The 21,891-nt window shown below is 34.4% G+C and carries 24 protein-coding genes; 5 read left to right on the plus strand and 19 right to left on the minus strand.

The genetic code is table 11. The annotated features are described in order from the left end of the window. Nucleotides 1-34: 34 nt before the first annotated feature. The 4 genes from VB796_RS09610 to VB796_RS09625 all read right to left on the minus strand — a co-directional run bounded on the left by VB796_RS09610 (nt 35) and on the right by VB796_RS09625 (nt 4,982). Nucleotides 35-1,057: a hypothetical protein gene (locus VB796_RS09610; protein ID WP_323346309.1), complete on the minus strand. Its 1,023-nt coding sequence runs from the start codon at nt 1,055-1,057 to the stop codon at nt 35-37. Nucleotides 1,058-1,144: 87 nt separating this feature from the next. Beyond that, nucleotides 1,145-2,758 carry a M28 family peptidase gene (locus VB796_RS09615; protein WP_323346310.1) on the minus strand — a complete coding sequence of 538 codons (1,614 nt, stop codon included), beginning with the start codon at nt 2,756-2,758 and terminating at the stop codon, nt 1,145-1,147. A 369-nt stretch (nt 2,759-3,127) separates the two neighbouring features. Then, complete coding sequence (locus tag VB796_RS09620; protein ID WP_323346311.1) at nt 3,128-4,408, minus strand: energy transducer TonB; 1,281 nt, start codon at nt 4,406-4,408, stop codon at nt 3,128-3,130. Beyond that, nucleotides 4,395-4,982 carry a sigma-70 family RNA polymerase sigma factor gene (locus tag VB796_RS09625; RefSeq protein WP_323346312.1) on the minus strand — a complete coding sequence of 196 codons (588 nt, stop codon included), beginning with the start codon at nt 4,980-4,982 and terminating at the stop codon, nt 4,395-4,397. Before VB796_RS09625 ends, VB796_RS09620 begins: the two co-directional genes overlap by 14 nt. A gap of 155 nt (nt 4,983-5,137) precedes the next feature. Between VB796_RS09625 and VB796_RS09630 the strand changes: the two genes are divergently transcribed. Beyond that, nucleotides 5,138-7,084: a vWA domain-containing protein gene (locus tag VB796_RS09630; protein ID WP_323346313.1), complete on the plus strand. Its 1,947-nt coding sequence runs from the start codon at nt 5,138-5,140 to the stop codon at nt 7,082-7,084. Nucleotides 7,085-7,124: 40 nt separating this feature from the next. Here the strand turns inward: VB796_RS09630 and VB796_RS09635 are convergent, their stop codons facing one another. Both VB796_RS09635 and VB796_RS09640 read right to left on the minus strand, forming a co-directional pair. Beyond that, a complete protein-coding gene (locus VB796_RS09635; RefSeq protein WP_323346314.1) occupies nt 7,125-8,105 on the minus strand; it encodes a hypothetical protein in 981 nt (326 codons plus the stop codon). 51 nt (nt 8,106-8,156) lie between these two features. Beyond that, the gene (locus VB796_RS09640; RefSeq protein ID WP_323346315.1) at nt 8,157-8,408 is read right to left on the minus strand and encodes a DUF4834 family protein; all 252 of its coding nucleotides are present in this window, start codon (nt 8,406-8,408) and stop codon (nt 8,157-8,159) included. Nucleotides 8,409-8,618: 210 nt separating this feature from the next. Here VB796_RS09640 and VB796_RS09645 point away from each other — a divergent pair, with 210 nt between their 5' ends. Then, nucleotides 8,619-9,107 (plus strand): SPOR domain-containing protein, encoded by a 489-nt coding sequence (locus VB796_RS09645; protein WP_323346316.1) that lies wholly within the window; start codon nt 8,619-8,621, stop codon nt 9,105-9,107. 194 nt (nt 9,108-9,301) lie between these two features. Continuing rightward, complete coding sequence (locus VB796_RS09650; RefSeq protein WP_323346317.1) at nt 9,302-9,640, plus strand: DUF2853 family protein; 339 nt, start codon at nt 9,302-9,304, stop codon at nt 9,638-9,640. Between the two features lie 167 nt (nt 9,641-9,807). Here VB796_RS09650 and VB796_RS09655 read toward each other — a convergent pair whose 3' ends face one another. The 12 genes from VB796_RS09655 to VB796_RS09710 all read right to left on the minus strand — a co-directional run bounded on the left by VB796_RS09655 (nt 9,808) and on the right by VB796_RS09710 (nt 18,761). Next, nucleotides 9,808-10,404, minus strand: a complete 597-nt coding sequence (locus VB796_RS09655) for a hypothetical protein (RefSeq protein ID WP_323346318.1) — start codon at nt 10,402-10,404, stop codon at nt 9,808-9,810. 218 nt (nt 10,405-10,622) lie between these two features. Further along, on the minus strand, nt 10,623-11,837 hold the full coding sequence (gene mraY / locus VB796_RS09660) for a phospho-N-acetylmuramoyl-pentapeptide-transferase (protein ID WP_323346319.1): 1,215 nt from the start codon (nt 11,835-11,837) through the stop codon (nt 10,623-10,625). A gap of 61 nt (nt 11,838-11,898) precedes the next feature. Beyond that, on the minus strand, nt 11,899-12,360 hold the full coding sequence (locus VB796_RS09665) for a DUF1569 domain-containing protein (RefSeq protein ID WP_323346320.1): 462 nt from the start codon (nt 12,358-12,360) through the stop codon (nt 11,899-11,901). A 183-nt stretch (nt 12,361-12,543) separates the two neighbouring features. Then, nucleotides 12,544-12,774 (minus strand): F0F1 ATP synthase subunit epsilon, encoded by a 231-nt coding sequence (locus VB796_RS09670; protein WP_323346321.1) that lies wholly within the window; start codon nt 12,772-12,774, stop codon nt 12,544-12,546. A gap of 115 nt (nt 12,775-12,889) precedes the next feature. Next, entirely contained in the window at nt 12,890-14,407 is a 1,518-nt protein-coding gene (atpD, locus tag VB796_RS09675) for a F0F1 ATP synthase subunit beta (RefSeq protein ID WP_323346322.1), read from the minus strand. Nucleotides 14,408-14,772: 365 nt separating this feature from the next. Then, nucleotides 14,773-15,084, minus strand: a complete 312-nt coding sequence (locus tag VB796_RS09680; RefSeq protein ID WP_323346323.1) for a helix-turn-helix transcriptional regulator — start codon at nt 15,082-15,084, stop codon at nt 14,773-14,775. 53 nt (nt 15,085-15,137) lie between these two features. Beyond that, entirely contained in the window at nt 15,138-15,476 is a 339-nt protein-coding gene (locus VB796_RS09685; protein WP_323346324.1) for a type II toxin-antitoxin system RelE/ParE family toxin, read from the minus strand. 112 nt (nt 15,477-15,588) lie between these two features. Then, entirely contained in the window at nt 15,589-16,302 is a 714-nt protein-coding gene (locus VB796_RS09690; RefSeq protein WP_323346325.1) for an NRDE family protein, read from the minus strand. 88 nt (nt 16,303-16,390) lie between these two features. Continuing rightward, entirely contained in the window at nt 16,391-16,885 is a 495-nt protein-coding gene (locus VB796_RS09695; RefSeq protein WP_323346326.1) for a hypothetical protein, read from the minus strand. A gap of 44 nt (nt 16,886-16,929) precedes the next feature. Next, nucleotides 16,930-17,427 (minus strand): YceI family protein, encoded by a 498-nt coding sequence (locus VB796_RS09700; RefSeq protein ID WP_323346327.1) that lies wholly within the window; start codon nt 17,425-17,427, stop codon nt 16,930-16,932. A 64-nt stretch (nt 17,428-17,491) separates the two neighbouring features. Further along, the gene (locus VB796_RS09705) at nt 17,492-18,226 is read right to left on the minus strand and encodes a hypothetical protein (RefSeq protein WP_323346328.1); all 735 of its coding nucleotides are present in this window, start codon (nt 18,224-18,226) and stop codon (nt 17,492-17,494) included. Nucleotides 18,227-18,335: 109 nt separating this feature from the next. After that, nucleotides 18,336-18,761 carry a DM13 domain-containing protein gene (locus tag VB796_RS09710; protein ID WP_323346329.1) on the minus strand — a complete coding sequence of 142 codons (426 nt, stop codon included), beginning with the start codon at nt 18,759-18,761 and terminating at the stop codon, nt 18,336-18,338. Between the two features lie 366 nt (nt 18,762-19,127). Between VB796_RS09710 and VB796_RS09715 the strand changes: the two genes are divergently transcribed. Beyond that, entirely contained in the window at nt 19,128-20,291 is a 1,164-nt protein-coding gene (locus VB796_RS09715; RefSeq protein ID WP_323346330.1) for a sigma-54 dependent transcriptional regulator, read from the plus strand. A gap of 54 nt (nt 20,292-20,345) precedes the next feature. Here the strand turns inward: VB796_RS09715 and VB796_RS09720 are convergent, their stop codons facing one another. After that, nucleotides 20,346-20,954: a hypothetical protein gene (locus tag VB796_RS09720; protein ID WP_323346331.1), complete on the minus strand. Its 609-nt coding sequence runs from the start codon at nt 20,952-20,954 to the stop codon at nt 20,346-20,348. 281 nt (nt 20,955-21,235) lie between these two features. Between VB796_RS09720 and VB796_RS09725 the strand changes: the two genes are divergently transcribed. Next, on the plus strand, nt 21,236-21,889 hold the full coding sequence (locus VB796_RS09725; protein WP_323346332.1) for a glycosyltransferase family A protein: 654 nt from the start codon (nt 21,236-21,238) through the stop codon (nt 21,887-21,889). Nucleotides 21,890-21,891 lie beyond the last annotated feature (2 nt).

Raw genomic sequence — 21,891 nt, forward strand, 5'->3', positions numbered from 1 at the left:
TGTCATTTAAAACTTATGACTATATGTTAATAAACTAATGTATCATAACTTGTTCTAAGCTCGCCCATACGATTTCACCCATTGTTTTACACTTCAAAAATTTATCTGACTTATAATATTTGGCAAGTTCCTTTTTCAATTGATTGGTATTTTCTTCGGTAGAAATATCGTCTTTTGCCATGACCGACATCAATTCATAAACTCGTTGTGTTTCTACTTTTAGTCGCTTAGAAATCAATGAACGTTCCTCTATTTGGTATTGCTTCACCGACTCAGGAGTCATGTGTTTCATTCCTAATTCTATCAGTGGATTGTTTTGTTTGAAATACTGAGGTTGATAAACCGTTCGTTTGCCTTCGTAAGATTGTTGGTCAAAATCTATGGCACGGATTCGGTAATAATCTTCCTCAAAATCAGGTGTAATATCTACCACAAAATTAGAAGAGTGCATATCTCCCAAAAGTAATACGAAGCATCTTTCATTGAATTTTACAAACTCTTTTGCCAAACGAATTTGATTGATTTTGGGGTCGTTTAAATAGGTTTTAAAAAATTGGTCACCAGGAATTCCAGCAATATGTTCTTCTACCAGCGAGTTTTGGTAGGTCATATAACTGATTCTGTTAGGCGATAATAAATGTTCCAATTCCATGCCATAAACCCTTGAACTATCGGCACGTTTAATGTAAAAATAGTCGAAGTTGTCATTTACACGGTTTACAATTCTGATTCTGAAAGGCTGTGTATTTCCGTAGGTACACAAATCTATGCGGTCAACGGTAAGGTGTTTTATTACTTTTTCATCACCATCTGTTTTAAGGTCTGCATAAATCTTTTTAAGACCTTCATAGATGTGTTCAATCTCGCTATATGGAAAAAAAACCGTTAGCCAAAGCGTATCATTTCCAAAACGGTCGTACAGACTTATTGAACTTTCAAATCTTAATAAATCTGTATATTGAATAGGCATTGTGGTTTCACGTCCATATTTTGTAAGGTATTTTCGGAGTTGTAAGTTGATTTTGAAAGGAACTTTCTTCTTTGAGATTAATGCCATGATTTTGTTTTGTTATAAAAAAGACTAATGCTGGAATGTCCAACATTAGTCAGGGTATAATTTTACGAGATAATAAATACCGTTCCGTTATTTTTTATTTGAATCTACCGCTAAACGTTTTTCACGATTGGCAACGTCCCATGCTAAATAAAATACTAATCTCGCACGTTTTTCCATTTTACTAAACTCAATTTTCTCTACATCGTCGGTTGGTTGGTGATAGTCGTCATGAACTCCATTAAAGAAAAATGCCACAGGAATATTATTTTTGGCAAAATTATAGTGGTCTGAACGGTAATAAAAACGATTTGGGTCATTGGGGTCATTGAATTGAAAATCTAAATCCATTGGCGAACCATGAGCTTTATTTTGTTCTAAAAGAGACGAATGCAATTCCGAAGAAAGTTTATCCGAACCAATTACATAAATATAATCGCCTTTACCTTCGTGGTCTTTATCGGTACGCCCAACCATATCAATATTAAGGTCGCAAACGGTATTTTCTAAGGGAAAAACGGGGTGTTTTACATAATATTCAGACCCCAAAAGTCCTTTTTCTTCACCTGTTACCGTCATAAATAAAACACTTCTGCGAGGTTTTGTGCCATTTTTGGCGGCTTCACCAAAAGCCTGAGCAATTTCTAAAACCGAAACCGTTCCCGAACCATCATCGTCTGCTCCGTTATAAATTTTTCCATCTTGAATTCCCACGTGGTCATAATGTGAAGTTATGATAACCACTTCATCTTTTTTATCTGTTCCCTCCAAATATCCCAAAACGTTGTAAGTTTCAACGGCATCAGCGGTTCTTTCAATTTTTAAGATTAAAGATTGATTGGAAAATAAATTATCAACTGTTTTTTGGGCATCAATAATTTTTTGTTTACCTGCTTCTAATTCCGTAGTAGTAGTTTTCAATAATTCTGTTGCCATACTCTGCCCAATGGTCAAAACGGCAAAATCAGAACCTTGTGGGTCAGACACTTCACGGAAACCTAAACGAGCATTTCCAAAACGCTTCATCATGGTTTGGCGTTGTTTTACCGTCTTTTCAAATTCTTCCAATGACTGCTTTGAAATAATAAAAAGCCCTTTTGCTCCTTTACTTTTGGCAAGATTCATTTTCTCTTTCCAAGATTCAGAAGTTCCCCATTTCGACATTTCAGACGTTCCCGAAATCATAAAATTTCCATCTGCCAAACGTGGTTCACCTTCAAAAACCACCACAATCTTATCTTTTACATTCGCATTTGCATAATCATTAAAGCCTTTTGCCTCAATGCCATAACCAACAAAAACGATTTCAAAATTTTGTTCTTTAGGTAACGGAGCGATAGAGTTTGAGATAAAATCACTCAAATAATTAAATTTTTTATTATTAGCTTTTACATAAAAATCTCCCCAACCACGCTTTACTAAATCCACCAATTGTAAGTGTGATTTTTCCGTTCCAACAACTCCTTTCAAACCATAACTCTCAAATTGATTTGAAATATATTGAGCTGCCACTTTTTGTTCAGGAGAACCTGTATCTCGTCCTTTTAGGCTGTCGGAAGCAATAAAAGTTAAATGTTTTTTGAGGTCTTCTACGGTAATAGTTTTAGCCAATGAATCAGGACTAAATTGTGCAACAGTTTTACACGAAACAAACGGTAAAGTAGCAATTAGTGGAAGTAGGATGGTTTTTGTGAGTTTTTTCATGAATTTTTTAGGAATGATTCTAAATCAATTATTCGGTATTGATTTTACTTTTTATGTTGATGATTTACTATTACGAAATTAATCATTTTTTTTGAAGATTGACATTTCTGGATTTAGCAATTTTTATGCACTAAAAACAACCTTTCGAAAGAGAACTTCAAGCATTTTCATTTTTTGGCACAGTTATTGAAATTCACTTAAACGGATGCGTAATCCGCCTAATTCTCATAAAAAAAAGTACGTTATCAAAGAATGTAATTTTCTGAAATTCAGAACCTTACATTCTTTTTTTTATTTTTAGTCAGATTTAAAATATCGTCAAATCTAATTATCTTGCTCCTTTTCAAAATTAGTATTTCTCTATATTTTTCAAAAAATAATTGTCTGTATCACTCTTTGTCTTCGAGGTTCACCCGCAACCATTTTGGGTAACCACACTGGTCCTTCCAAAATAACTCTTATCGCTTCTTCATCACATCCATAACCTAATGATTTTATCACTTTAAAATCTGAAAGTTTTCCATCTTTATTTACCTTAAACGATACAACAACTTCACCAACTACCTGTTTATCAATTACTTGTGCTGATTTTCTCAAATTTTTCTGCAAATATTCTAAATACTCGTCAGGACTTACCGACGGCTGAGCTGGATGTTCGGAAGGATTATATTTCCAAGTTTTATTTCGTTTCAAATCAATAAAAATCAACTCTGCTTTTGGTTGAATAAATAGCTCACTTCCAAGATTATTATTTAGGTTTATTTCTGTGTTTTCAAAATTGGGTGCTACCAAATTTAGCTTATCTTTTGCTTCCCTTTTTTCAAAATTAAATTGCCCATTTGAATCTGTTTTTCCAATAACTTTTTCATTGGCTAAAATCTCCACATTTGGCACTGGTTTTTGCGTATCTTCATCCAAGACTACGCCACTGACAATGGTGGGAGATAAAGTGGCTTTTTTGACATAAGTACCTCCTGCACTTCTCATTACCGCAGACGGAGCAGCCGCCACAGTTGGAGCGTCATAAGAAATAACTGGCGGAGTAGCTTTTGGGATTTCCCCCACCTCTTCTTTTTCACTCATAACAGACTCACTAACAACACCTTGCGAATAACCCCCAACATTATCTCCACTTACTATTTCTTTTCTTTTAGCCTTTTTTATAACAATTGCCACCTTATTTTCGGTAGTAATTTCAGTCATTTCTGCTTTAATTTTCTCCTCTGAAACTGTCGCATTTGGGGGTGATATTTGCGGTTTTGCGTTAGTAATTTTTTCTTCTTTTTGAGGCGAAATAAAAGCGATTTTTTCTTCCGAATTTACCTTATTTTGAGTGGTCAAAATATAAATTCCAAGTCCTAAAAACAATACTACCGAAGCCGCTCTGGCGTATAAAGGAACACGTTTCCAAAGTGGATAAATTTCGGATTCTTCTTTGCGTATTCTTTCTTGCAAACTTCCTGATAATGAAGCTTTTACTTTTTCAAAATCAACTTTTTGCTCTTTTGCAATTTCATATCCTTCCACTAAATCACGCAAGACGGCATTATTGAGCATCGCCTTTTCAAACTCATGCGTTTGGGCGTGCGAAAGCGTGCCTGCGAGGTAGGCTTTAATGATTTCGGGTGATATGTTTTTATTTGTTTTCAATACAATTCTTCAAATTTCGCTTACCATTTTGCAAATAGCTTTTCACTTTATTTATCTCAAAACCAGTCAATTGTGAAACTTCTTGATAGGTTTTCTCTTGCATAAAAAATAATTCTACCGCCTGTTTCTGCTCTGAATTTAAGGTTTTCAGACAATCTTCTAATTTCGTCAGATTCTGTTCCACATCGAAATCATCATTAAGATGCTCAATTGTTGAAAATTCCATAAAATGATTTTCGGAGGAATCGTCATCGGCAAAAATTTCGCCATCGGCAACGACTAAATTCTTCTTTCGCAAAGCCATCAAACAAAAATTTCGTGCTACCATACCCAACCACGCCTTAAAATTCTCTACTTCATGCTGTTTTAATTTTGGAATTAATTCTTCAAAAATCTGCATGACGGTATCTTTTGCGTCGTCTTCGTCCTTACAGTATTTCATGGCAATGGCAAAAACCATTTCCATTTGTGGCTCATATAATTTTCCTAAAACAGACAAATCTCCCGTCTGACGATACTCTTTTAGGAGGTCAGTTTCGGATTGAGGTTTATGTTTTTTCTTGAAAAAGAGCATTGACGAGTATAACTAACATTTAGAACAGGTTTTTAACCTGTTCTACAATATTTCTACGAAAGATAAATATTTTGACTGAATAAAAATATTTCAATAAAATTTATGGAATTGAAATAGAACGTGCATCATGTATTCAAAACATTAAAAACAAAAATATGAAAGCTAAACTATTTTTATTGCTCGCACTCATTTTCAGCATTTCGTTAAATGCTCAACAAAAAATTATCACAGGAAAAATTACCGACCAAACGGGTTTGTCCATTCCAGGAGTTTCAATCATAATAAAAGGTATTCCCACCAATAAAATATTAGGAACTACAAGCGATTCTAAAGGACAATACACGCTCAAAGTAAACAAAAATGACACTTTACAGTTTTCGATGGTTGGTTATTTAATCCAAAAAATTAAAATAGGTACTACTAATACTATAAATGTTACCCTCATTGCTGATACCCAACATTTGGAAGAGGTTGTTGTGGTTGGTTATGCCACACAAAAAAAACAGGACATAACAGGAGCTATTTCAGTGATGCAACCCAATACAAAAAGCTCAAAAATCAAAGCAAAAGCTATGGTAGCTGGGGGTTCTTATGATGTATATTCAATGCCCGCTCCGTCAATGCCTCCACGCATGGTTCCCGAAGCAATTGCTGATAATGAAGAATATAAAGCTGAAAAAGAAATAGGTTTCAAAGCTACCGACAAAGACCCGCAAACTACTTTTTCAATTGATGTGGACAGAGCGGCTTACACAAATGTGCGTCGTTTTATCATGCAGAATGGACAATTACCGCCCAAAGATGCCGTAAGAATTGAGGAAATGATTAATTATTTCGACTATAATTATGCACAACCGAAAGGTAAAGACCTAATCAATGTTGAAACTGAAGTTTCGGATTCTCCTTGGAATAAAGGCTTGAAAATCTTGCATATAGGTTTGCAAGCAAAGACTATTTCGACTGATAATTTACCTGCATCAAACTTGGTTTTCTTAATTGACGTTTCAGGTTCTATGTCTGACCCCAATAAATTGCCTTTGGTAAAAACAGCATTCAAATTATTAACTGACCAACTGCGTGAAAAAGATAAAGTTGCCATTGTAGTTTATGCGGGTGCAGCAGGTTTAGTACTGCCTCCAACTTCAGGGAAAGAGAAAAATAAAATCAAAGATGCTTTGGATAATTTGTCGGCGGGTGGTTCAACTGCTGGCGGTGCAGGTATTGAGTTGGCTTACAAAACGGCTTTTGAAAATTTCGTAAAAGACGGAAATAATCGGGTAATTTTAGCAACCGATGGCGACTTCAATGTAGGGGTTTCAAGCAATACTGATTTAGAAAAATTAGTCGAAATCAAACGTAAATCAGGTATTTTCCTTTCGGTTTTAGGTTTCGGAATGGGTAATTATAAAGACTCAAAAATGGAAACTTTATCCGACAAAGGAAACGGAAATTACGCCTATATTGATAATTTATTAGAAGCCGAGAAAGTGTTCGTCAAGGAATTTGGCGGTACACTTTTTACGGTGGCAAAAGACGTAAAATTACAGTTAGAGTTTAATCCAAAATACGTAAAAGCCTACCGTTTGATTGGCTATGAAAACCGTACTTTGGCAAATGAAGATTTCAAAAACGATGCAAAAGATGCAGGCGAAATGGGTTCTGGACATACCGTAACTGCCATTTATGAAATTATTCCTACGGGCGTTGAAAGTGCTTTTTTACCTGATAAATTAAAATATCAACAATTGACTAATACCGTTGTTGGCACAAATTCAAATGAGGTTTGTATGGTAAAAATCAGATATAAACAACCCAACGAAGACCAAAGTGTTCAAATGGAAACCGTTGTGAAAGACGTAAATCATGTCATTCATAAAACTTCTGAAAATTTCAGATTCTCTGTTGCTGTGGCAGAATTCGGTTTATTACTCAGAAATTCAGACTTTAAAGGTTCTGCAACTTATGAACAAATTGAAAATTTAGCTAAAAATGCTATCGGAAAAGATTCAGAAGGCTATCGTGCAGAGTTTTTGAGATTGGTAAAAACTGCTAAACTATTGGATAAAACTGAAAATAGAGAGGTGGCAAAGGGAAATGAGTAAAATACAAAAATCCGTTTAGAAAGTATCTAAACGGATTTTTTTAAGATAATAAAGCTCTTGTTTCTTTCACAAATTCAATGTCTATTCCTACTAATAATGCTATCTTTTCATCTGAAAAATCAGTTTGAGTTAGAAGATTTACAGTAAACTTAGTTTTCTCTTCTTTTTCTTTGATGCTCATCCCTTCTTCTCTGCCTTCTTGTAGTCCAGTTTCTCTTCCTTCTTCTCTTCCTTCTTTTAGTCCAGTTTCTCTTCCTTCTTTTCTCGCCATTCGTCTTTCTCTATCTAATACAAATTCTTTTAAGCCCATGGTGTTCGGTCGGTTTGTGATTTTATCTAATTCTATATCAAATTTATCAATTAATTCTTTACTTTCAAATCGTACATATAGTTTTAAAAAGCGTAGAAGTGCAGTTATTCTTTCCTTTGAAAATTTTTTTGCGTAGAGTTTTCTAAGCAATTGCATTTTCAAATCAAACAAAGACTTTTCAGAAATCTTACCTTTCTTCAATGCTATCAAAACTACTAACATGACTGATGCAAAAGGATTATCACTCATTTCAAGTTCTTTTTCATCAGCATCCAACACTTTGTAAACATTGAATTTGAATTCAACAGAAGAACCAATAAATTCTTTTTTATACGTACTTGGATGAAAGGATTTATTTTTATCGGTCAAAATCGCCAGACTGGTAACATCTCGGTCATATTTATCCAAAATACGGTAGTAATATTGAAACATCCGCTTTTCAAATACTTTATCTGTGCTTCCTTGTACTTCAATATGTACCAAAACCCATTCATCTTTCCCTGATTTGCGATAGACCTTTATTAATTTATCTACATATTTAGGGCTAAATTCGTCAGGATTATTCGGAAAAATTTGCTCTAATTCTTTATCTAAAAAAGAGATTTTACGGTTAAAATCAAAAACTTCTTCAGCATTCGGGAAAAAGAATTTCAAAAAATCATCGGAAAGGTCTTCAATAAGTCCTTTCCAAAGGGCATCATCTCTTTTCATTTATTGATTTTAGGTATTGAACATTAAAAGGGCAGTGTTATATTTTAAAAACTATTTCACTTCTTCGTAATCTACATATTCTCCACCCCCAAAATTTTCTGATTTTTTTCCGTTTTTTTTCGGAACAAAATCAATATCTATCTCTCCCTCACGCTTTTGTTGAGTTTGGTACGCTTTTTGTTGATGCCGCATATCCTGTTGAGCCTTATTAACTTGGGTCACAATGAAGCCTTTTAATGCCCATTTTATCAATTTAGGCAATATATAGAAGATAACAGCGAGTATTATTATGAACTTAAACATGGTCTTTGAAATTAAAATTAGAGAAAGAAAAGGGTAAAATGGATAAATTTGCTCTTACTCTTATCAATTATAACATTGTTCTTTGGAAAATAACGTTAAAATTACGAATTAGTTTACTCCACAATATCCTTTTTTATGAAGTTTTTACGAGTGGTCGTATCGTTATATGAATAGAAATGATAAATTCGCATGAATTTATAACCCTATCTTATGAAAAATTGGCTTAAAAATCTGTTGTTTGTATTGTTTTCATTCATTTTCTTAGGACTTGGAATGTTGGTAGCTGAGATTTTTATTCGTGAAAAAGGAAATCCACTCAAAGACCCTAACTTTTTAGCTCAAACTCCTGTTGATACTGTTACTATCACGAATATTACTGCTTTAGATTCAACGCAAGGTTGGGTAAATGATACTATCGACTTATCAGCTCCCACACCACAATCTACTGAAACAAAGCCAGTTACCACTAAATCAAATAAAGAAAAAGAGTATTTGGTCATCACAGGAATGTTTGGACAGAAGGCAAACGCTAACCGTGAAATTAAAAAATTGAAAGACTTAGGATATGCTGACGCATATATTTTTTCAAAATCTTCAATGAATGCAGTTAGTGCGGGGCATTTTGAAAAAGAAGAAGCTCAAAATGTTGCTCAAACACTCAAAAACAAAGGTTTTCAGGCAATTGTGAAACATGAGTAACTAAAGCATTATTCAAATCAATATCATTGATTTAGCCAAAAAAGGCACTCTAACTGCCGTTTGCTTAATCTCCGTTTAATTTCAGTCCCTAAATTTGGTGATTCAAACAATAATTTGTTATTTCGGACGTGTTTGAAAAAACATTTTCATATTCAATAACAGTCTTTTACCAATTTAATTTAAAATAACATCAAATGAGCAAGTTCGATGAAGCAATTGAGACCTACCAAGAGTCTCTCAAAGATTTAGGTATCACTATTGATGCCGACCTACTTACAGCAGTCGCTAAAGGTTTAGGCCCTTCTATTTACAATGCAGACTCATCAAAAGTATCTTCTTCTGACTCAGAGGAAATTGCACGTGTAAAGAATAATTTCCTTATCGGAAAGTTAGGTTTAGCCGATGGTCCTGAGTTAGATGCTGCTATTGACAGCGTTATTGAACAATTAGGAGCATCAAATCGTAACAAATACAGAGCAGTATTTTATGCTCTTTTAGTGATTAAATTAGGTCAAGAATCTTTTTACGCATAATCACAGCGAAATAGAAAAAACAAAAAATCCATCCTACAAACGTAAGATGGATTTTTTCTCTAACAACAACAATAATCGACAGCCCCCCGACCGTCCATTTTGTCAAACTATTACCTAACCTAAATATATATTTTTAATATTATGCGAGTTTAAAAAACGCCTAATACTTATTTCTTCCCTAACAATTCTCTTTGTTCTACTTTCAACTTCAACTTTCTTTCTCCTGTTTTTGTCTTCAATCTGATAGTATAGTCTCCATTTGGAAGTGAATAACCTGGAGAGATAAACACCTCATTATCACCTAAATTCATGATTTCGAAAGGTACTCCCATGCCTGATTCTGTATTGAAATAGACCTGTAAATCTTTATTTGACTCAACTTTCAGCCTTACAACATCTCCTCTTTCTGAACGTGACATTGAAATAATAGAGAAAGATTCGGTTGGAGAACCAGCTACCGCAGCATTTGAGCTACTAAAAAAAGTTCCATTTGCTGATGTGTGATACCCATAACGCTCTAAAACGTCAGAAGTTTTGCCCAAAATAGCGTTAGCAGAGGCAGATTTTGCCAATTGCTTTGCCATAAACTTGGCATTTGTATTTTTTTCTAAGTGATTAGCTGAAGGTCTATTCGCAGGGGCAACTGACGTGTTTGCGTCGTTAGTTCCTACATTACGAAAAGTATCAAAAGAATTTGAAGCATTGATAAAAGCCACTGAAGCTAAGATTAGCCCCGCAGTGAGCAATGTTTTAACGTTTTTCATGGGTTGGTTACTTTTTAAAATCCTACTTTGGCGATGTCTTATCTAAAACAATTTTCGTGCCAAAATTTTATTGTTATTTGATAAGAAAAAAGTAAAAAAAAAAGACTTCAATCTGAATTTCTTCAAACCGAAGTCTTGATTTTATCGTAGGTAATAAAAATGGATTTGTTACAAGCAAATTTTACAATCCTAATTTGGCGATTAGTTGTTATTTGCTTTTATCTCATTTTCAATGTTACCAATGAAATAACAACCAACAAAATACAAATAATCCAGAAACGAGTTACCAACTTAGCTTCGTGATACCCCTTTTTCTGAAAATGGTGATGTAATGGTGACATCAAGAAAACTCTCCTACCCTCTCCAAATTTTTTCTTGGTATATTTAAAATAACTCACCTGTATAATTACCGACAATAGTTCAATCAAGAAAATACCACATAAAATAGGAATCAATAACTCTTTACGAATCACAATGGCAAGCGTTGCAATTACGCCTCCTAACATCAAACTTCCTGTATCGCCCATAAATACTTGTGCAGGGAAGGAATTGTACCACAGAAAGCCAATACAAGCCCCAACAAAGGCGGCACAAAAGACCGCTAATTCTCCTGAATTGGGGATGAACATTACGTTTAGATATTGCGAGAAAACTTTATTCCCAGAAACATACGCTAAAACTGCCAAACCAATTCCAATAATTACCGACGTGCCTGCCGCCAAACCATCAATACCATCGGTGATATTAGCACCATTAGAAACCGCCGTAATAATGAAAATAACCGCAATCACATAAACAATCCAAGTGTATTGGTCTAAGCCTAAAAAATCGGGGATTAAATTACTATAATCAAACTGATTATTTTTTAAAAATGGAACGGTAGAAATTAAAGATTTTGAATCGGTAAATTTTTGTACTTCTCCAATATTTGAAGCAATTTTTGCTTTCTCATAAAAACGCACTTTTATATCGTCATTGAACCACATGGTTAGTCCCACAATTAAGCCTAAACCAATCTGTCCAACAATCTTAAACTTTCCAGATAGTCCTTCTTTATTTTTTTTAAAAACTTTGATATAATCATCTAAAAAACCAACTCCACCAAGCCAAAGAGCAGTTACTATCAGCAAAATGATATAAATATTATGAAGTTTGGCAAACAGTAAAGTGGGAACAAGTAAGGACAATAGAATGATAAAGCCACCCATTGTTGGCGTACCTTTCTTTTGCATTTGTCCTTCCAAACCTAAGTCTCTAATGTCTTCTCCAATTTGCAATTTTCTAAGAAAGTTAATTACAGTTTTTCCCCATATTGCAGCTATTCCAAGCGAGGTAACCGTTGCGGCAAAGGCCCTAAAAGTAATGTATTGAAAAAGTCCAGCACCTGGAAAATTGAAGTGCTTATCTAAATAATCAAATAAATAATATAGCATGATTTTGTGGATAGATTAAATATAAAACAAAGTTAGGTTATTAATAGCAATATCGAAAAGACTAAACGCCAAACTGCATAAGATGGTGGTCGAGGTGCTTATAAAACAAATTATTCCATTCGTCAGCGGTCATTTTGCCAAATGAAGCAGATTCTTTATTATCAAAATAAGCAACTCCTGATTTTTCTGTTCGTTGAATATAAGCTAAAATACGATTTTTTTCTTGCTCAAAATCACGAGCATCTTTGATGATAAAAGCGGGAGCTGTTCCTGAATTTTTCTTGTAAGGGGTTCTTGCATCGGTCAATTTTCCTTTGAGCAGCAACTTCAATAAAAACCTCACAGGCAGAGGCGGACGCTTTGTATTTGGGTCAAAAGCTTGGTCATAAGCTACGCTACAATGAGCCAACATTTGCCCCACGTCCATTTTACCCCACTGAGGTGTAGTTTTGGCTGTAAGTTCATTTATTCTTGCCGTAAGTAATTTGGTAGTTTCTGGTTCAAAAATGTTTAGAATAGTCATTTTGGGAGGATGGGGATAATTTTACAACAAATGTATCAATTTAAACAAAAAAGCACAAACTCCGAAGAATTTGTGCTTTTAGTTTAAGTTTTGTAACAAGTGTTATGTAATAAGTATAAAAAATAGTGAAGTATATTTCTTCCCTAAATTTTTTGATACCTAATACTTAGGACTCTATACAACTTACAATACCGCTTCTGCTAATACAAGAATTTTGTTGTTTAATACTTCTACAACACCACCATCAATGGTAAACTCTTGTTTGTCAGCCGCCAAAGTGCCTTTGCCTAATGTCGAAACTACGGCAGCGTGGTCTTTCAAAATTTGAAAAGAACCATTAGTGCCAGGTAAAGTAACTACGTCAACTTCACCAGAGAACACTTTTTTATCGGGAGTGATAATTTCTAAATTCATTTTTTTATCAGTTAGCAGTAAACAGTTAGCAGTAAACAGTTATTAGTAAACGATGCTCAATAAAATTATTGGGAATCCATAACTAATAACTGTTAACTAATAACTGATAACTGAATTATTTTCCTGCCTCAGCAATCAATCTTTCTCCTTTTGCGATAGCGTCTTCGATGCTACCTACTAAGTTGAAGGCTGCCTCTGGAAGGTGGTCATACGCTCCATCAATAATTGCATTAAAGCCTTTGATTGTATCGTTAATATCAACTAATACACCTTTCAAACCTGTAAACTGTTCAGCCACGAAGAATGGTTGAGATAAGAAACGTTGTACACGTCTTGCACGTGATACTACTAATTTATCTTCTTCTGAAAGTTCATCAAGACCTAAGATGGCAATAATATCTTGTAATTCTTTATAACGTTGAAGAATCTCTTTTACACGTTGAGCTGTGTTATAGTGAACATCTCCCAAAACCTCCGCAGAAAGAATACGTGAAGATGAATCAAGAGGGTCAACGGCTGGATAAATACCTAACTCGGCGATTTTACGAGATAATACCGTCGTAGCATCTAAGTGAGTAAAGGTTGTTGCAGGAGCAGGGTCAGTTAAGTCATCGGCAGGTACGTAAACCGCTTGTACCGAAGTAATTGAACCTCTTTTTGTTGAAGTAATACGCTCTTGCATAGCACCCATTTCCGTAGCAAGTGTTGGTTGGTAACCTACCGCTGAAGGCATACGACCTAAAAGGGCTGATACCTCAGAACCTGCTTGAGTAAAACGGAAGATATTATCAATGAAGAAAAGGATATCACGACCTTGGTCTTCTCCTTCTGCATCACGGAAATATTCAGCAACTGTCAAACCTGAAAGGGCAACTCTTGCTCTCGCTCCTGGAGGCTCATTCATTTGACCGAATACCAAAGTAGCTTGAGAACCTTTAAGAGCTTCTTCATCTACTTTAGATAAATCCCACTGTCCTTCTTCCATGGCGTGTTTGAAGTCTTCTCCGTAACGAATTACGTTTGATTCAATCATTTCACGCAATAAGTCGTTACCCTCACGAGTACGCTCACCCACACCAGCAAATACTGAAAGACCTTCGTAAGCCTTTGCAATATTGTTGATAAGTTCCATGATTAATACAGTTTTACCTACACCAGCACCACCGAATAAACCAATTTTACCACCTTTTACATAAGGAGCAAGTAAGTCAATTACTTTGATACCTGTGAAAAGCACCTCAGTTGAAGTTGCCAATTCGTCATACTTTGGAGCAAGACGGTGAATAGGCATTCCTTTAGAAGACTTTGGTTGAGGAATACCATCAATTGCCTCACCAACTACGTTGAAAAGACGACCTTTGATGCTATCACCAGTAGGCATTGACATTGGTTGCCCTAAGTCTATTACCTCTTTACCTCTTTGAAGTCCTTCTGTTCCTTCCATTGCAATGGTACGAACACGGTCTTCACCTAAGTGTTGTTGTACTTCAAGAATTACTTTGGTGCCGTTGGCTTTTGTAACCTCCAAGGCATTCAAAATTGCGGGGAGATGAGAGTCTGCACCCTCGAAGCTCACGTCCACAACCGGTCCGATTACTTGCGTAACTTTTCCTTTATTGACTGCATTTGCCATTTTGTATTGTGATTTTGTTATCTGAATTATGCTTATTAATCCTTAAATGCGGACTGATAATTTACCGATTTTTAGAATATTATAAAAATCTACAAATTTGGTTCACATTTAGGGTGCAAAATTACTTGGTAAGTTTCAGATTAACAATGCTGTTTTTGGATTTTTACTATATTTTTTGCTCAAAAAGTATCGTTTTGTTGGATTGGTTTAAGTTTGGGTAATCAGAAATTACGATTTGAGCATTCTAATTGAGGTTTATACATTCCAGAAAAAAGATGAATAACTATAAAAATATCTGAAATATGGTAAAGCAAAAAGCCCTATGTCAAAAATTGCATAGGGCTTTTGCTTGAAATTAAAATATATCAGGAGATATTCATTTCTGTATCCATCAATTGAATTTTGAAATTTACGTTAGCTCTTAGGGCTGTAAAGACTTTCAAAATTGTTTGTATGGTAACATTGCTGGCGTTCTTCTCTAATTTTGAGATTTGAGATTTCTTCACACCAACTAATTCCCCTAATGCTTCTTGAGTGAGATTTCGCTCTTTTCGGGTATTTTTTATCATATCTCCCAATAAGTCGAGTTGTAATCTGAACTCAAATTCATCTCTTCTTGGAGTACCTTTAACCCCAATGAATTCATCTTGTATTTCATCAAGTGAATACGTTTTCATACACATTTTATTATAAAATAAATTAATTTTCAGATCACATTGATTACTGAATTTTATTTTTTGTTTTCGAAGTATAGTTCTCGAATATCTTCTGCTTTTTCAATTTCATTCTTAGGAATCTTATCTACTTTTTTTATAAATCCATGAGTCGCTATCACAAATGTTTCTACTTCTCCTGTTTTATCCCAAAATGCTAATAAACGATATTGTAAACTATTGAATCGTGTTCTAAACTCCCAAATATCACCTTTTAACTTTTTAAATAATTTAGGGTCATTTTGTTCTTTAGATTTTCTAATATTGTAAATGATTTTATCCGAAGTTTTTTCATCTAACTTAGAGAGAAAAACTCTTGCTTCTTCTAAAAATTGGACTTCAAATTTAGTCTGCATTCTTTTTTCATATTTTTATCTATTTTAGGTAACCTTGTTATTTGCAATGTGCAAATAACACATACAAAGGTAATAAAAGTTTCCATATAACGAAACTTTTATTTGAGAAATTCTACAAAACCCGATAATATAACTCTTGCTCAGAAAGTAAATCGTGAAAAGAAAATGATAAATATTCATTTTCTTTCATTACTTGAAAAACGCATTGTGTCAGCAACTCATCATTACGATTCATCCGCATATCGTTGTGGGTATCACCTGTGCCGCCATTTAGATGGAAGTCAATCACTTGCTTATTTGACAGATTAGGATTTTGAGTTCTAAAATCGGCAAACCATTTTTCTCTTGCAATACGTATTTCTATTGGATATAAAGTTGAAGATGACCAAATGTGTGCTTCATTGGGGTTTTTAGAGGCATAATGTAACTGTTGCCCATCCCATCTAAATTCACAAAGTTGAAGATTGTTCTTGGTATGAACAATGATTAAAGTACAATTTTCAATTCCTTCAAAAGAATAATTCCCGATAAAATCATCGACTGTTTCGTATTTGAAAAAATCTAAAATGACTTGCCCTCTACTTTGTCGATAAGGAGGTTGATGAATGTGTTTTTCAAATGCACCGTTTAATAAGCAAAGTGTATAATCATCGGAAGTGGCAAACCAAGTTCCGCCTGCTTGAGCGTCTTTGGGAAAATATACTTGTTTACCATTAATGATGTATTTTTTGGGTGGTATTGCTTTCGGTCGAGCAAGTGCTTCATCTCGGTTATTAGTCAAGATAAAACCTTTGTTGCTTTTTGGAATATATGTAAGGACGCACATTGGGGGATTAGTTACTGGTTATTAGGAATTGGTTATCAGTAGTGGAGAAATTAACAGCCATTATTTGTTGCGTTACTCCAATTTATCATTAGCCAATAACTCTAAACCTAATTGTGGAATGAGCAACTCCAAAATTTTGTGGAATTTTAATTTCTGGATACATTTCATTCAATCCAATCTTGATAATGGCTAAATGATGAATGGTGTGTTCGATTAGATAGATTAATTCACGATAAAAACTACTGGGAACTGCAGTTACTTGCTCAGCCGCAAATTCTGTTTTCAATGATAATGGGTAATCAGTTTTTAAGTTATCCAATTGTTTTTTTATGACTTCTAATAACTCAATAGTAAAATTTTTATCAACCTCAATGTTAATATTTCGTTCACGAGCATCGTAATTGACAAGTCCATTTGCCTGACTTTTCAATAAACACTGATAAAACTCTGTAATGTGTCTGACGTGTTGCCCCACTGTACTGTAATGTAAAGGGCGTAAACTATCTCTATACACATCTGAATCTATATCAGTCAGTAAATCAATGAGTTGATTAATTATTTCTATATTGGTTTTCTGAAGCATAGTTGTTGGATGCTATTATTAGTTAAAATGAGTATTCGGGCAAATTATTCCTTTATGGTATTGACAAGTATTGAAAAGGTAACATTATCGTTCATTCCTAAAGTCCCTCCTCCTACCGACCAATCTCGTCGATTAATGATTGTTGAACCTTGAAAAGATGCTTTATCACCATCTTGTTTAAATGTGAATGGAATTTTCACATTTTTGGTCGTTTCTTTTATCGTCAAGTCAAAATAGCCAACATAATTACTACCTTCTTTTTCTATTTTGGTAGTTTTCATTTTCAAATTAGGATATTTTGCGACGTTGAAAAAATCAGTTTTTTCTCTCAAATGCTTATTTCTGAGGTTGTTGTCAGTATCAATTGTACTGGCATCTACACTTGCAACGAAACTGGATGCAGATAAATTATTAGGGTCAAATTTCATTGTCCCCGAAAAACCCTTAAACTTTCCATCAACAGTAGCTCCGAGCATTTTTATTTTGAAGGAAACGCTTGCTGTTACAGGTTTCCAGTTTTGGGCAAAACTGGAAATAGCCATTAAATTTACGAAAAAACAAAAGAACAAGATTTTTTTCATCAGCGTATTCATTATTTAGATTAGGTTAAAACTTATAAGAAACTGCTACCATTGGCAAAAGGCTTTTGTATCTCCAACGATTGTTATCATCTGTGTTTACTTTTACATTTTTATCTGTCATGTACTCCACAAATAGAAAACTTACTCCTGCTCTAATTCCTATTTTATCCGAAACCCAATAACGTCCATAAAGCTCTGAATTTAAGCCTCCAATGTCAGAATCACTCACTAATAATAAATTTAATCCGCTTGGACTTGCCGTTGACTGTGTTGAGCCATCTATGAATTTTCTTTTATTTTTCACAGAAACAATATCGCCCGTTTGTTTTCCTCCAAAAGCTACACCCAAAGCATCAATGTTAAAACCCACTTCTAATTTTTGCGATAAAGCATATTGCAAATTTATCGAAATATTCAATGTGTTGGATTGAATTGATTTTAATCTAAAAGTATCAATATTAGCCACAATATCTTCTGCAAAAAGAGCTGCAAAACTGGCACTTCCCGATGTTAATTTAGCAGGTGCTGTTCTGAAATCAGTTGAAGAATTACTAAAAAAAGAAGTTAGTCTAACGCCATAGCCCAATTTAAAACGATTCGATTTACCGATACCATACATTTTCGTGTATGACAAAGCTGGCGAAAAACCATTGCCTCCAGCCAAAGCCAAGTCAAGCGTTTTATAGGATTTGTCTAATCCTTGAGCGGTAATATCAAAAGTTAAAAAACTTACTAATAAGCACAGAATGATTTTTTTCATGATTTTAATGATTATTTTATATTAATTGAGAATTGAGGTTAAATATCACCGATATTTTGAAAGTAAATTTAAAGCTAAATAAACAAATTTCAGGGATTAAATTAAATCGCTATTCCAATTTGGCACTTCCAAACAATACCGAAAATTGTTGACACCAAATCAATACGTGTTTCTGTTTTTCTAAAACCGCCCCTTCTGGAATTTCAAGTGTAAAAGTACCTGTTTTAGTCAGTTTGGCTACCGAAATAAAACCTTTCGAACTTTTATCCTCTGCCAAATAAACATAAAGGTCGGGGCCTTCGTCAGTTTTAAAATTCTCAAAAGAAAGAAACCTCTTCTTCGCATCGTTTTTATCAATGATTAATTTAACAGAACCAGACACACTATGAACGGCAGGCAAAAAACTCCCTAAAGCTTCTTGTTTACCATCCGTCACTGATTGAGCTGGTGTTTGTACCACTGGCGTGAGCGTCTCGTTTTTTACGCAAGCTCCCATTGTACAAACAACAGCGAGCATCAATAATGTTTTTTTCATGGCTTTTTGATTTATTTCTGATACAAAATTGTAAAAAATCTAAAACATCTTTTGTCAGCTAAACGACCATTCCCAAAAGTTTATCAATTCATCCAATTATGCTAAAGAAGCTATTGAAATTTTCGCTCCCTATGTAAATTGTCTAATTTTTAAACGATACCGAAAGTTTAAACAGCCTCAAAATATTACAATCAATTTATCGCAAAAAATAGGTTGTAAAATAGAGAATAAAATATATAAGTAAGTTTTCTTATGATAAAATTTAATAAAAAGGCGAAAATCACGTATTTTTGACAATTACTTGCTAAACACACACTTATAAATATTTTTCCGACAATTAACCGCCACAAATTATACCCTCGCCCTATGGCAAAATTATTAATTATTGACGATGAAAAAGCGATTCGTGGAGCATTGAGAGACATCCTCGAATATGAAGGCTATTCTATCGAAGAAGCCAGCGATGGCGAACAAGGTCTGGAATTAGTTACCCAAAATGACTATGATGTAGTGCTATGTGATATTCGTATGCCTAAAATTGAAGGGCTTGACTTATTGCAAAAAGCTACTGAAATGGGCAAAGGGGCTCAATTCATTATGATTTCAGCCTTTGGTAATGTAGAAACCGCTGTGGAAGCTACTAAACGTGGAGCGTTTGATTTTATCTCAAAACCACCTGATTTGAACCGCCTACTCGTGACTGTTCGTAATGCCATTGAACGTGGCAAAATGATTGTAGAGACGAAGGTTTTGAAGAAAAGGGTTTATAAACTCAATGAAATTGTCGGAGAATCTGCCAGTATTCAGCGTGTGAAAGATACCTGCGACCGTGTTGGACCAACTGAAGCCCGTGTATTAATTACAGGCCCAAATGGTTCAGGAAAAGAAATGGTAGCGAAGCGTTTGCATGAAAGAAGTGGTCGTTCTCACATGCCTTTGATTGAGGTAAACTGTGCGGCGATTCCTTCAGAATTGATTGAATCAGAACTTTTTGGTCATGAAAAAGGTGCTTTTACTTCGGCTATCAAACAGCGTATCGGCAAATTTGAACAAGCAGATGGGGGAACTCTTTTCTTGGATGAAATTGGTGATATGGCTCTTTCGGCACAAGCAAAAGTATTAAGAGCTTTACAAGAAGGCAAAATCACGAGAGTGGGTGGCGATAAAGAAATCAAAATCAATGTGAGGGTTTTTGCTGCAACGAATAAAGTTTTACAAACAGAAATTGCAGAAGGACGTTTCCGTGAAGATTTATTTCACCGTTTAAATGTCATTCCAATTCATGTTCCTGCATTAGCTCAACGCCCTGATGATATTCCTTTATTGGTTGAAAAATTCTTGGGGGATGTTGCCAATGAATACGGACAAGCATCAAAAGAAGTAGATGATGATGCCATGAAATATTTACAGAGCCTTCCGTGGACGGGTAATGTGCGTGAATTGCGTAACGTTGTTGAGCGTTTAGTGATTATGTGTAACGACGTTATCACACTTGATGATGTGAAATTATTTGCCATGCCAGTAATATAAGTTTCAAGTAAAGACGAATGCCATTCGTCTCTACAAAAAAGGCTTCCTGATTTCTCAGGAAGCCTTTTTTGTATCTTTACTTTTCTTCTCTTTTACGGATTCTTCTTTTTTAGTTTTGGATGTTTCCTCTTTTTTCTCCTTTACCACTTCTGCTTTTTTACCTTTTTCTTTGACAATTTCTTCCGTTTTCGTCGTTTTCTCAGAAGGCTTAAAAAAACCTGTTGCATTCACAATTTTCCATTCCCCTTTGATTAATTCTAAAATTCGAGTTTCTTTAGAATTATCTTTTTTACCATTTGAAGTTTTTGATTGGTCGAATGTTACCCAAATATAGGTTGGATTTACTTTTCTAAAATTATAGTTTTCTCTTTTGAAAGTAGATTTGACAGCTTTTGAGTTTTCCTTAAAATAACTCGTCATGAAACTGGAAATATTATCCCAGCCATCTTTTTGATTCGTGTAGTCTTTTTCTACCAAAGCCCAGTAGGTTTGCGGAGTTTGTCGGTAACAATTCGCCCATTTCTCTATATTTCGAGCATAAAAATATTTAGCTTCCGTAGCAATAGCTTGTTTTATTGCATCTTGCTCTTCTGACGTAGTGACATTCTGAGCAAAAGATTTTGTAAAAAATAGAACAAATAGTAGGAATAAGTAAGGTTTCATGGGCAAAAATATTTATTTTATTGTGAAGATAAAGTAAAATATGTTTTATAACAATTGACGAAATACGTACAGATAACTAATTGAACAAAAATGGAAATTGTAGCATTAATCCTTTATAAATATACGAGAAAAAAGCATTTTTGTTGTTCCTCTATAAATACTATCATAAAGAATCTTCATCTTTGGAAACAAAAACTTAATGTTTGTGTTAGAAATATGACAATAGTTTAACATCCTTGTGAAGGCAAGAATTTACCTTCGTAAATATTTAAAAATTAGTAATGGAAAATAAAATCCAAATATCAGTGTTGATGGCGGTTTATAATACCGATTTTTTCTTGGTAAAAAGAGCTATCGACTCTGTACTTAATCAAACTTTTCAAGATTTTGAACTAATTATTATTGATGATGGTAGCACGGAAGATAATGAAAATCAATTACTCAACTATGTAAAAAGTCATGAAGATAAAATAGTTTATGTTCGTCACAAAAACTGTGGACAGTCACAAGCTATTAATCGAGGACTTCAAAATAGTAAAGGCGAATATATTACAATTCTTGATGCTGACGATGAGTATAAACACAACCATTTGATGGCTTGTTTGGCAGAAATGAAATTTACCGATTTGATTGCTTCCACCACCAAGACTATTGTGGATAAGGATGATGACTATTACGTACCCGACAAACACGACCCAAGCCGAGTTGTTCATGTAGATGAATGTATTTTATTTGCCACTTTATTCGGCAAAAGAGAAGTTTTCATGACGCTCCCATTTCAAGATTCTTATGCAGCAGATGCTCATTTTTATGAGCGAGCTTCTCAAACATATAAAGTCCGAAAAGTAAATTTGAGAACCTACGTTTACTACCGAAATATCCCCAATAGTATTTGCTCAATCAAGAAAAGAGAAAATTACACTTCGCTTAATTAAAT

The sequence above is a fragment of the Arcicella sp. LKC2W genome (genome assembly GCF_034931005.1).
Taxonomy (GTDB): domain Bacteria; phylum Bacteroidota; class Bacteroidia; order Cytophagales; family Spirosomataceae; genus Arcicella.